General features: G+C 39.8%; 8 protein-coding genes. 1 reads left to right on the top strand and 7 read right to left on the bottom strand.

Annotation, left to right across the window (positions count from 1 at the left end):
- Positions 1-83: 83 nt before the first annotated feature.
- Positions 84-953, bottom strand: coding sequence for a glycosyltransferase family 2 protein (locus tag ACEZ3G_RS15780; RefSeq protein ID WP_432426487.1), 870 nt, complete (start codon positions 951-953; stop codon positions 84-86).
- Positions 954-1,497: 544 nt separating this feature from the next.
- On the opposite strand from ACEZ3G_RS15780, the gene ACEZ3G_RS15775 reads away from it, so the two are divergent.
- The gene (locus tag ACEZ3G_RS15775; protein ID WP_432426486.1) at positions 1,498-2,382 is read left to right on the top strand and encodes a glycosyltransferase family 2 protein; all 885 of its coding nucleotides are present in this window, start codon (positions 1,498-1,500) and stop codon (positions 2,380-2,382) included.
- Positions 2,383-2,402: 20 nt separating this feature from the next.
- Here ACEZ3G_RS15775 and ACEZ3G_RS15770 read toward each other — a convergent pair whose 3' ends face one another.
- The 6 genes from ACEZ3G_RS15770 to ACEZ3G_RS15745 all read right to left on the bottom strand — a co-directional run.
- On the bottom strand, positions 2,403-3,875 hold the full coding sequence (locus tag ACEZ3G_RS15770) for an Ig-like domain-containing protein (protein WP_432426485.1): 1,473 nt from the start codon (positions 3,873-3,875) through the stop codon (positions 2,403-2,405).
- A 450-nt stretch (positions 3,876-4,325) separates the two neighbouring features.
- A complete protein-coding gene (locus tag ACEZ3G_RS15765; RefSeq protein WP_432426484.1) occupies positions 4,326-5,609 on the bottom strand; it encodes a nucleotide sugar dehydrogenase in 1,284 nt (427 codons plus the stop codon).
- An 11-nt stretch (positions 5,610-5,620) separates the two neighbouring features.
- On the bottom strand, positions 5,621-6,949 hold the full coding sequence (locus ACEZ3G_RS15760; RefSeq protein WP_432426483.1) for a UDP-glucose dehydrogenase family protein: 1,329 nt from the start codon (positions 6,947-6,949) through the stop codon (positions 5,621-5,623).
- A gap of 8 nt (positions 6,950-6,957) precedes the next feature.
- Entirely contained in the window at positions 6,958-7,956 is a 999-nt protein-coding gene (locus tag ACEZ3G_RS15755) for an SDR family oxidoreductase (RefSeq protein WP_432426482.1), read from the bottom strand.
- Positions 7,957-8,078: 122 nt separating this feature from the next.
- Positions 8,079-9,095 carry an NAD-dependent epimerase gene (locus ACEZ3G_RS15750; protein ID WP_432426481.1) on the bottom strand — a complete coding sequence of 339 codons (1,017 nt, stop codon included), beginning with the start codon at positions 9,093-9,095 and terminating at the stop codon, positions 8,079-8,081.
- Positions 9,096-9,218: 123 nt separating this feature from the next.
- On the bottom strand, positions 9,219-12,802 hold a 3,584-nt coding region (locus ACEZ3G_RS15745; RefSeq protein ID WP_432426480.1), incomplete at its 5' end, for a LamG-like jellyroll fold domain-containing protein.

Below are 12,802 nucleotides of genomic sequence, written 5' to 3'. Positions count from 1 at the left end.
GAATCTTATTGTATGGCTATTCAGATAGTAATTGGTAGGCTTAAGATTTGAGCCCCAGCTTTTTTATCCTGCAAATATAATTGTTAACGATTTTTAAAATAGTTTAAATATATTCTTGGAAAATAGAGTTTTAACCACCCGAAAAAGGCAACCAAAATATATCTGAAAGGGAAAAATTTCTTCATATACTTTAAGTAGGAATCAAAAGCCAAGCCCGTGGGTTTATAGAGATATGCCTTTCTTTCAACAAAGCTCATTTCGGCAAAGCCGTCGTAGGTGTCTTTATGATCGTTCTCGCAATGACCACAATATTCAGGGGCCACCAAGACAGGAATATTTTTTCGACTTGCAGTGAGTGAATAGTCATAGTCGGCCATTCCGTGACTATATCCTTCGCTCAATATCCCAATTGAGTTAACGACCGACCTCGTTGCTACCATGATATTTGCATTGGCCAAATCACATTTTTGCACCTGTCCGTTGGCAGGAAGTCTTTTTTGGGTATACAAAAATTTATTTAGAATTATTGAACCACTATAAGTCAATTGATTCTTATACTTATCCTCTGTGGCGCCAATATAAATTCCGGCCTTGCCATATTTTTCAAGGGAGTGATTATGGGTGAAAATGATTTGATCGAAAATATTCGGGTAAAGTTCAACGTCATCATTTAGCAAAAAATAGGCATCATAATCTTTTTTCAGCGCTTCTTTCCAAGAGTGTCTCATACCTTCGGCCCAAAAAAGATTGCCATCACCCTGAAGTAGATGTACTTTAGGGAATAATTTTTTTATCGCCTCGCTTGTACCATCTGAGGAGCCGTCATCTGTGACATAGACATCGAGCGTGAAAGTAGGGAAGTCTTTTTCATAAGTGCTATATAGGGTCTTGAGCGCATTGAGTGTCTTGTCTTTTCTGTTATGACATGTGAGGAGAGCCGCAATACTTTTCATTCTTATTCTAATTATTTATAGTAAAACAGGTATTGTTGACATTTATTGTTTGTACGAAGTAATGGTTGCTTCAACAAAGATTTACTTAAACCCTGAGGAGATATACAGAAAACGGTAAAATACTTTTCTAAAACGAAATCTATGGTAGTAACTGCTCGACAAAATTGGGTTCAGTCCTAAAATGGACAAAAGATTATAGCAAATTAATTTGATGTTGTTGTCTCCAATTTATTCTTAGATGCCATAAAATTTGCTTTGTCTTAATATTGTGCTTGGGTGTTGATAACTTTAGAATAACTATGTATTTAAGGAATTGAAATAAACAATAGACCATCGGATTATGTACTACTTTCGCAATTTAAATTGTATGAAGTTTTTTTTTACTTTAAGTCCACATATGTATGTCTCCTTATATTGTGGAGGAATTGAACAAAAATTATTTTATGGCATTTTTCGGGTAGTTCCTCCATCAACTTTATAAAGATTTTATGAATGGCAAATCTAGTCAAACAAATAATTTATTAGTTCCTCAACAATTATATTAATGGATATTTCTATTATAATACCTACTTATAGACCTGGAACCTACCTTTATAAATGTCTAGATTCTATAAGATGCCAACAGGAAAATTCTTTTAATTTTGAAGTTTTGATTATTCTCAATGGTCCATTGGATGACTATATAAGTAAAATAGAAAATTATTTAGCTCAACATAGTTGTCAAAATTTTAAGTTGTTAACGACAACAGCCGTTGGAGTGTCATCTGCTAGAAATAAAGGGCTTGATATTGCTGTTGGAGATTTCATTTTTTTTATGGATGATGATGATATTTTGAGTGAAAACTATTTTCGTCAATTATTGAATTCAGCTTCATCTAAAAGATTATCGTGCAGCATTATTCGAAATTTTAAAGAAGACATTCAATCCTCTGAGAAAAATTATACTGGACAATTGTTTACTTCTGATTCTACAATGGTTTATCACGATAAGTTTCGATACAGAAGACTGTTCTCAACCTGCACGGCCAAACTAATACCAAGTAGATCGATAGCTTCAAGACGATTTAATGAAAATTTTAAGCTTGGGGAAGATGCTTTGTTCATGGCCCATATTTCCAATGCAATCGAAGAACTGATACTTTGTTCCGAAGTGTGTTATTATCGTCGTATTAGAAAAAATTCGGCTACCATGCAAAAGAATTCTGTTATTTACGAATTGAAAAATGCTAGAGACCTGTTATTCGCCTATTCTAAAATATACTTAAGTTCACCTATAGAGTATTCTTTTACTTTCCTTGTCTTTAGGGGACTTGCAGTGTTAAAGGGGTTGAAGTTTAGATTAACACATTTAGTTCAATTGGTGATTAGTATAAGTAATGAACTGACTATCCAGTCGATGGAAACAAACCAAAAAACCATCGAATTCTAATGCAAAAGCTTCAAGAAAATCTAGTTTTCGGGATAATAGGCTCTGCCATCTGCCAATATTTTTGCATTTAAGGCAGCAATGCCAACGGGTTGTATTCCTACATAGCCCAAACTGGTTCTATTTGAGTAGTGGGCCTCTATCTTGTTCTGTATTTCTTGGCTATATCTTCCAAGTGTAAGCCATTCGTGCAACCATGAATAATGTGTATTGTAACCGCCGGAGCCGTTTACGAACTCTCTTCCCTGAGTGAGTTCATTCGGGCAGATCACATCTTCAAAAGTTGAGATCAAGGCGTTAATGTCTTGTTGGTTCCAATACATGTCCGTTTCATAGGCTGCCACCCAAAAGCTTATGATGGCACCTGCATGTGAGGTATCTTGATTGTTACTGCCATTCCAATTTGAACTCCAGTCGTACGCCGATGGCACGTTAGAATTTTGCCTCAGTTGATTTCTCAAATTAGAGGGGTGGCCGACCATAGTGCCGAATGAAATATTATCGAAGACTTCCTTATATTTCTGTTTTCCTGTTATGGTGTATAATTCCATACCGATTCTTGCCCAATGGGAGGCCATATGGGTATTGACCCTATAAAAATGCCATGCTTCTCCTTCATATCTTTCCCATATATTTTTTTCGGAAAAAGCTAAAAGACGTTCGTAAGCAGCTTGATAGTCTTGATTTGACCTTAGGTTGGGCGATTGGTGCATGATTCTAGTCAGTGTGGCTACGATTCTCCAATAAAAGCTGTCCCAAAGTGGAACTGCTTCTCCAGAGGCCGAAGGCCACCCCAGATATTGCCCCATAGGAACGGCGTCGTTCATTGTTTCATCGACTAGGCCAATAACCGTGTCAAGATATGAGTTATCGCCGGTAGCCTGCCACATATTGACTATTCCATCAATGTAATAGGCAAAATAGTAATACTCTTGATTTTTGTTTCCACTTTTGGAAAACTCGTTTATTTCTGCAGCGTATGTGCCCCAACCATTATCAAATTTGTCTTTCCAGTATAGCACACTGCTAGGTATAGGACCATTCTCGATAACAGAATTCTCTTCTGTTACTTCAACGGTTACCGTGGCTTCTTCCGTTACCGTGGTACCTTCTTCCGTCTCTACATCGACCGTATAGGTGAAAGTATCGACTTCTGAACTGCTGGATTCTTGTTGTTCTTCGGCCGGAATATATTGTAGGGTCTTTTCCTCAATAATTACAACCTCACCATTTTCGGGTTGCGTAATCTCCACAATTTTAACACTTTCTAGATTGGAAAGGTTGTCATTTTCCAATACATCGAGAATTGTACTCTCACCAGGAGCAACATTAAAGATGTCATCAACAACGTATTCTTTGACAACTAAATTTTCTTTGTGTGGATCGATTATTGATTCAGCTTCCAAAAGGTCGGAATCCTTGCTACATGAAAAGCTCAAAAAAATGATAAAAAGGCATATCGAAGAACGGGGGATTCTCGCTGTGGGGTTATGCATAAGTAGGTTGCTTTATAAAAAATTAAACGATTTCTAGGTTATTTGCAATACTATTTAAAATAAAAATTTAATCAATCAAAAGTTTGAAAAACTCGATGAAATACATCAGATTATTTTAAAAACAAAACTAATACGTTGAATGAGATGTCATTAGACGTTGAACAGTCTGTTTTTTCGATGAAATGCACTTTTTGTTAACATTTGAACTTTTTTTATTCCTTTATACAATAAGATGTTGAAAATTTCACCAAACTATTGATGTATAAACTTCAGTTCGTTAAAATTGTTGTAAAAAGCATGATATTATAGATGAAATGCGTTTTTGGCAACATAAGACATCGACGAAGTGCAAAAAAAAGTGGGCCATATGGCCCACTTTTTGTCGGGAAAATCACTAGCTAAGTCTATAGAATAAAATATTTTTAGCGGATGGTTTGCAATTAATTTAAGCTATAGCCTGCCATCGACCTCTGTTTTTAAAATTCCTTTGACGTCATAAAGTATGCCTTCAGTGCTGAGAAGTTCACGAAAATTCAAACTTAGAAATTCTTTATGCGCGACCGTGAGGACAATGGCATCGAATTTTTTATTCGTTGGGATTGTCTTGAAAGTTGATAGATTGTATTCATGGCTAACCTCTTCAGGAGATGCCCATGGATCATGGATGATGATATTGGTGCCGTAACTACTAAGGTTCGAAATAACATCAACGGTCTTGGTGTTTCTTACATCAGGGCAATTCTCCTTAAAAGTAATGCCTAGAACAAGAATATTCGCACCCTTGATTCTTATATCTTTTTGTACCATTAACTTGATCACCTCGGAAGCTACATATTTACCCATGCCATCGTTCATTCGCCTACCCGCCAAGATAATCTCGGGGTGATAGCCGTACTCTTGCGCCTTTTGTGCCAAATAATAGGGGTCAACACCGATGCAGTGCCCGCCCACCAGTCCTGGTTTAAAAGGTAGAAAATTCCACTTTGTACCGGCTGCCGTAAGTACGTCATGAGTATCTATGCCCATAAGGTTGAAAATTTTTGCCAATTCATTAACAAAGGCAATATTGATATCCCTTTGGGAGTTCTCAATGACTTTTGCGGCCTCTGCCACCTTAATGGAGGGAGCTAAGTGGGTGCCAGCGGTTATTACCGATTTATAAAGCTCGTTAACGTTTACACCCACTTCAGGTGTAGATCCTGAGGTCACTTTTAAAATTTTTTCAACTGTATGTTCCTTATCACCTGGATTTATTCGTTCAGGAGAGTATCCTACAAAGAAATCCTCATTGAATTTTAGGCCACTTGCCTTTTCAAGGACTGGTACACATTCATCTTCCGTGACACCAGGATATACAGTTGATTCGTATATCACGGTATCTCCCTTTTTCAAAACTCTGCCTACTGTTTCACTCGATTTGTAGAGTGGCGTGAGTATGGGTCGATTTGTACTGTCTACAGGCGTAGGAACGGTAACAACATAATAGGTGCAATCTTTGAGGTCGTCTAAATTGTTAGAACAAAATAGACCGGTCTCCATGTTTGGACCTGGAACAAGGACACCTTGTAAGATTTCATCCGAAACTTCCAAAGTTGAATCGGTACCCGACTGAAGCTCTTGAATCCGACTTTCATTGATATCAAAACCGATTACCGGATATTTAGTTGCAAATAGCCTTGCCAATGGAAGGCCTACATAACCGAGGCCAATAACACCAATCTTAATTCTTGACATATTTTTCAAATTTATTTTTTACCAATTTGGAAGTATTCGAAACCCATATTTTCTAGTAGTGTATCATTGTATTGATTTCTTCCATCAAAAATAATGGGATGCTTCAATTGATTTTTTAATTCATCAAAATCAGGAGACCTAAACTCTTTCCATTCCGTTAATAATATCATGGCATCTGCTTCTCGAAGAGTTTCATATTTCGAATTGAAATAAGATACCTCTTCAACTCCCTTTAGATAAAAATGTTGGGCTTCATCCATGGCTTTCGGGTCATAAGCATTTATTTTCGCCCCACGTTTTACAAGTTCTTTTATCACATAAATTGAAGGTGCTTCCCGCATATCGTCAGTTTCGGGTTTAAAGGACAATCCCCAAACAGCAAAACGCTTGTTCGACAAATCTTCGCCAAATCGAGTCACAACTTTTTTTGATATTACAAACTTTTGTCTGTCATTAACCTCTTCAACCGAACTGATCAAATCCGCTTTATAGCCGTGCTCTTCTGCAGTTCTTTTCAATGCCTTTACGTCTTTTGGAAAGCAGGAGCCTCCATAGCCACTGCCTGGATAAATAAAACTATAACCAATTCTACTGTCAGAACCGATTCCGATTCGTACCTTATTAACATCGGCCCCTACCAATTCACAGATATTGGCTATCTCATTCATAAATGAAATCTTGGTGGCCAACATTGCATTCGCAACATATTTGGTCATTTCTGCCGATCTAACGTCCATAGTGATCAATCGATCCATGCTACGGCTAAAAAATGGGGCATATAATCTTCTCATTTTTTCGGTGGCCTTCTCGTCATCTGATCCGATTACGACCCTATCAGGTCTCATGAAATCTTTGATGGCATCACCTTCCTTTAAGAATTCTGGATTTGATACGACCGTAAAATCGATCGTTACCCCTCTTTTTTTCAGTTCTGAATTAATGGTGGATTTAACCTTATCCGCTGTTCCTACTGGAACGGTAGATTTATCGACTATTATCAAAGAATGTGTCATGTTTTGGCCTATCTCCTTGGCCACTTGAAGTACATATTGTAAGTCTGCGGAGCCATCTTCTCCCATAGGCGTTCCAACCGCAATAAATGCCACGTCACATTTATCGAGATTTACCGCAAGGTCTGTGCTGAATTTCAATGTTTTGTTTTCGAAATTTCGCTTGACCATTGCTTCTAGACCCGGTTCGTAAATGGGGATTATCCCTTGTCTAAGTTTATCGATTTTTTTAGCATCCACATCGATGCATGTAACATTGTTGCCTATTTCAGCGAAGCAAGTTCCGCTGACCAGTCCGACGTAACCTGTTCCAATAACGGTCAAATTCATTCTTATACTTATTTTAAATTATTCCAGTACCAAATCACCGCCTCTTTAAGACCTGATTTAATATTGAATTTTGGATTATACCCTAGCAGGGTCTTTGCTTTTTCTATCGATGCCAATGAATGCGGTACGTCACCCTTTCGTGGCGGTCCGTATATAGGATTGATATCATTAATTTTCGAATCAAAAGAGGAAAGGTTTTCCTTCAAAAGCGAGACCAGTTCGTTTAAGTCCGTTCTTTCCCCGTAAGCAACGTTATAAACCGTATTGACCGCTTCTTTATTTCTCATGATCAATGCGCGAATGTTCATTTGTATAACATTGTCTATGTAAGTAAAATCTCTTGAAAATGTACCATCTCCATTGATAACAGGTGATTCATACTTCATCAATTGCATTACAAACTTCGGTATGACTGCGGCGTACGCTCCGTCAGGGTCTTGTTTTCTCCCAAAAACATTAAAGTATCTTAGGCCTATGGTTTCAAGACCATAGGTTTTACTAAAAATGTCGGCATAAAGCTCGTTTACATACTTCGTAATGGCATATGGCGATAATGGTCGTCCTATTATATTCTCGACTTTAGGCATATTAGTAGAATCTCCATAGGTCGATGAACTTGCGGCATAAACAAAGCGCTTAATTCCATTATCCCTCGATGCTACAAGCATATTTAGAAAACCGGATACATTGACATCGTTACTTGTAATAGGGTCATTGATTGAACGGGGTACGGAACCTAGGGCAGCTTGATGTAACACAAAATCGGCCTTTGAACAAGCTTTATTACAATCTTCAAGATTCCTGATATCTCCTTCGATCAAACTGAACCTTTTACTGGGTAACAACTGCTCAATATTCTCTCTTTTCCCTGTAGAAAAATTGTCCAAACAAACAACTTTATTTCCGTTTAATAGAATTGCCTCACAAAGATTTGACCCAATAAAACCGGCCCCTCCGGTCACAAGAATTGTGAATCTTTCATCAAGGTTCAATGATGTGATATCCATGGTTTTAAATTTTGAAAGTGCAAAGATGTGGAAAAGAAACCATTTGCCCCGTTATATTATTTTAAGTAAAGGATTAATCCGATGAATCAACCCAGTTACAACCCATAACGATAAAAATGGACTTAGATTATATTATAATATTCTTTATACCATTTCACGAAGGATTTAATACCTTTTTCAACAGGAGTGGAGGGCCGATAATCGAAGTCATTGATGAGATTATCTACATCTGCCCAAGTCTTTTCAACATCACCCGGTTGAATCGGCAGGAGATTTTTTTTAGATTTTTTTCCAAGATTTTTTTCCAAGGTCTCTATGAAATCCATCAGTTTTATCGAACTATTGTTGCCGATGTTATATACTTTGTAGGGGCCATGTTTAAATTCAATCTTCTCGATAACCCTTTCAAGACCCTCAACAATGTCATCGATATAAGTGAAATCACGTTCCATTTTGCCATGATTGTATATGTTAATGGGTTGGGAATTGATAATCGCATCGGTAAATAGAAACATTGCCATATCTGGTCTTCCCCAAGGACCGTAAACCGTAAAAAATCGGAGCCCCGTAGTTCTCATACCATACAGATGGCTGTAAGTATGTGCCATGAGCTCGTTACTCTTTTTGGTGGCGGCATATAGGCTTATCGGGGTGTTAACAACATCTGTTTCTTTAAAAGGAATTTTATTGGTCAGCCCATATACGCTAGAACTACTTGCATAAACAAGATGATTAATATTATAGTTTCTGCAACATTCAAGGATATTTGCGAACCCCACAATATTACTATCAATGTAGGTTTGAGGGTTTTCTAAACTGTAACGAACACCTGCTTGAGCGGCCAAATTACAAACAATTTGAAATTTTTCTTTTTCAAAAAGAGTTGGCAAGTTGTTCCTATCTTCAAGTGATAGGCGAATGAACTTAAAATTGGGTAGATCTTTACTTTGGGAAATATTTTTGAAAAAACTAGCTTCATCTCTAGTAATACCGAGCTCCTTGAGTCGGGCATATTTCAAATCTATATCATAATAATCATTTATATTGTCAAGACCGATTACGTCATGGCCATTGGCAATCATTTTTTTTGCAAGATGAAAACCGATAAATCCGGCCACACCAGTTATCAATATTTTCATTTACCCTTTTTTATTATAAATATCACTCGACTTTCGAAATTAGGTAAGGTACTTGAAAAATTTTCAAAAAAGACCCGGCCATATTTTGCCGGGTCTGTGAGTATCATGCCCAATTAACCTTATCTATCTCAGTTTGATTACCTTTTTGAGGGTGTTTTCATCATTATTGGTCCTCGATATTTCAATGATGTACGTTCCGGAACTTAAAATCGAAATATCAAATTCAACCTCCGCTCCATGGTTTTCCGGAACAATGTTCTGAAGAACTAATTTTCCATATATATCATAAAAACTTATATAAATAGTTTCTCCTAGGAAATCACTCAACACCGCCCTTACCTTACCATCACTTACCGGGTTAGGATAGATTACCACGTCTTCTATCTGCTTATCCGATTCTGGATTTTCTTCCACGCTTATGATTAGTTGTGCGGTACAGCCAGTATCCGAAACAAAGGTATAGGTGCCTGCCTGTGCCGAAGTAATGTTTCCGAGATTTAATAGGCCTGTGTTAATCGAAGAGTCCGGCAATGTAATGGTATAGGCTACTTCACTTTGAACCAATCCCAATACCAAGGGCGTACCTTCTTGTACATTGATTTCCAACTCACCGTCTTCTGCAATACCATTTATCGTATACTGCGGGGTAAAAGTACTTGGATCACAAGAGCTATCGGTAACGACAATGGTTAAGGAAGCATTACAGCCTGCATCAGATTGAAACGTATATTCACCGGCCATCGCCAATGTAATATTGCCCAAATCAAGAGCGCCGTTAGATACTGTGTCATCGGGAGCAGTAATGGTGTATGTAATTCCCGTTTCAACAATTCCCAGTGAAATGGGGGTTCCTTGTTCTATGGTAATACTGTTATCTCCGCTACCAGCCGTTCCGTCGACAGTATATTCAGGGGTGAATCCCCCTGTAGGACATGTTGTGGTTACTACGATATCAAGCGTCGCTGAGCACCCGCTATCTGAGTTGTAAATATAACTACCCTCGTCTGAAGCGGCAATATTGCCTAGGTCTAGAAGACCATTGGTAATGGTGGCATCAGGAGCCGTAATGGTATAGGTTACATCAGTTTGTATTAATGAAAGAACCACAGGTTCACCTTCTTCGACTGTAATGGATACATCGCCGCTTCCCATAATTCCATCAACAGTGTATTCAGGAGTAAAATTACCAGGGGCACATGGATCAATCACAATGATATCCAGAGTCTTCGTACAACCCTCTACGGAGGTAAACAAATATTGACCGGCATCAGCAAGTGTTATCTGGCCTAAATCCAAGTCTCCATTCGATATAGGACCTGAGGGAGGGGTTATCGTAAACGCCACATTATCCTCAACTGTACCTAAGATTACCATTGCTCCTACATTAACTGTAATGGCCTCTTCTCCACTACCCGATATACTATCGATTAAATATTCAGGTGTAAAGGGCCCGCTCGGACAAAGAACATTCAAGGTAAGTGTCGTAGAGCAGCCGTTAGCGCTTGTTATCACATAATCACCACTGTTGGCCGGCGTAACATTGCCTAGGTCATAGTCGAACTGATCGTTATAAACTTCGTTGCCTTCATATTCGATGGTAAAGACAATGCCATTCGGGAGCATGCTAATCTCGAATGCGTCGCCCGAAGCCACGTCTACCGTAATAGGTTGATTGTCCGGGGCAGAAAAATAGTCTCCGTTAAGACGCCACTCGGCTTTTAAGGTATTTCCATCGCACACTACATCTGAAACGTTCAGCGTCAATGTTGTTACACAACCATATTCTGTAGTAATCGTATATACTCCACTGTCCGTTAATTCTACATTCCCTAAATCATAATCCAATTCTCCATTGTAGACCTCATTACCTTCAAAACTTATCGTAAACTCTGTTCCATTAGGAATCAAACTAATTTCGAAAGTGTCACCAGTAATAACATCAACTGTCACCGGTTGCTCATCTGGAGCTTCAAAGTAAGTGCCATTAAGCCTCCACTCCGCCTTTATTGTAGATGCATCGCATACAGGATCCGCAACATTCAGAGTAAGCGTTGTGATACAACCTTGAACCGTTTCGAGCACATAGTCACCACTATCGGATGGATCAACAACACCTAACACGAAATCCGTATTGCCATTATACACGATTACGGAATTGTATGTTACCGTGAAGTCGATTCCATTAGGAAGCAAGCTTATTCTCACATCGTCTCCGGTAAAGGCATCTACCACAACCGGGTTGGTGTCAGGAGCAGATTGGTATGAACCGGTTTCTCCACCCTCAAGGGACCATTCGGCCTTGATTTCGCTACAGTCAAAACCATTGACGGATAGACTTACGATTACCGAACACCCTTCTTCAGATGTCAAAACATAGTTTCCCCCATCTGATGTATCAACGGCTGGAATAATATAATCCGTCAAGTTTGTCGAATATGATTGATTTACCACGGTTCCATTTGGCAGGGTTACACTAAATCCTATTCTTGTTGAAGTTCCAGGGAACTCGTTAGGAAGAATGCTCAGTCTGACCTCGTCTCCGACGGTAGCGGTAATTGAAACATTTTCACCTGGATTTCCATTCTCATAGTTGCCATCAGCTATCCTCCATTCCGCCGAAATAGGTTCATCGCCCGGATCGCAGCCTTGCACTACATTTAAGCTGACCACTGCGGGGCATCCCCCAGCAGTTGTAAGGGTCAGCTGATTATTCGCGCCGATATCTACGGCCTGGTCGATTATGTAGCCATTGGTCTGCGTAAAATCCACTCCTGATTCGAAGGTAGGGCTTTCGTTGTCATTCTGGGCCGTTGTGACATAGTATGTCCCTGAGGTTTGAGCTCTAATGGCTACTTGGGCTCCTATCGGCGCATTGATGACATTGCCAGTGACCCATGGTGCACCATCAATGCTATATTCAGCTGTAATCGTGCCTGGGGGGCATGCTGGCACACCTTGTGCCACACCCGCATCATACAAGGCTTTGATTGCAGTTCCGTCCAAAGCGGTATTATATATTTTCAGTTCATCTATCTTTCCTTTGATTTCATCGGTGACACCACTTTCATTATAATTGTTGCTTATGAGGACGATATTGGTTGCGGGGTCACGGGTCTCATAGAATCCAGACGAGACGAAAGAGGAGAAATTTGGCGTTGAGGAATCGAATGCGATGTCGCCGGTAACGGCCTGTGTGCATACCTCGACGCCGTTGGCGAAGAGCCTTGCCGTCGCGCCGTCATAGGTGGCCGCTATGTGGACCCACTGTCCCGCTGGCGAATAGCCGGAATAGCAGTCGCCCCCACCGGAGTTGGTGGCGAATTCCCATTTATAAAGGCTGTTGTGGAAACCGAAGAACATGGCCGGGTAATCGTGGGTCATGATGCCCACATTATTATCTAGGTCATCACGGTTCACCCAGGCCATAACGGTTATCGATTGTGATGTGGCACCTATGCTGGCCGAATAGGGTACTTCCACTATAGTGTTGCTCTGGAAGGTTTCTCCGTCCATCTGTACGGCCCCCCCGAAGAGTCCTTGCGATGTCCAATTGGTGGCGCTGGGGGTCTTGGTCGCCCCGTTGTCGTCCACGAACAGGACCGTGCCGTCGTTGCCGTTGCCCGAGACGTCGGCGGCCACCGACCCCGATGTCTCGTCAAAGGGGAGGTGCATGACCAGGTTCGGGTTGTTCTGCAGCGGGATGGCGG

The sequence above is a fragment of the Meishania litoralis genome, assembly GCF_042611095.1.
Classification (GTDB): Bacteria; Bacteroidota; Bacteroidia; order Flavobacteriales; family Flavobacteriaceae; genus Meishania; species Meishania litoralis.
The sequence above is the reverse complement of the archived record's forward strand: the minus strand, read 5'-3'. Positions and strand labels throughout refer to the sequence as shown.

Bases quoted from the DNA above. Each gene is read 5' to 3' on its own strand.
- ACEZ3G_RS15765 (WP_432426484.1), bottom strand. From the start codon at position 5,609: ATGTCAAGAATTAAGATTGGTGTTATTGGCCTCGGTTATGTAGGCCTT.
- ACEZ3G_RS15750 (WP_432426481.1), bottom strand. From the start codon at position 9,095: ATGAAAATATTGATAACTGGTGTGGCCGGATTTATCGGTTTTCATCTT.
- ACEZ3G_RS15755 (WP_432426482.1), bottom strand. From the start codon at position 7,956: ATGGATATCACATCATTGAACCTTGATGAAAGATTCACAATTCTTGTG.
- ACEZ3G_RS15770 (WP_432426485.1), bottom strand. From the start codon at position 3,875: ATGCATAACCCCACAGCGAGAATCCCCCGTTCTTCGATATGCCTTTTT.
- ACEZ3G_RS15780 (WP_432426487.1), bottom strand. From the start codon at position 953: ATGAAAAGTATTGCGGCTCTCCTCACATGTCATAACAGAAAAGACAAG.
- ACEZ3G_RS15775 (WP_432426486.1), top strand. From the start codon at position 1,498: ATGGATATTTCTATTATAATACCTACTTATAGACCTGGAACCTACCTT.
- ACEZ3G_RS15760 (WP_432426483.1), bottom strand. From the start codon at position 6,949: ATGAATTTGACCGTTATTGGAACAGGTTACGTCGGACTGGTCAGCGGA.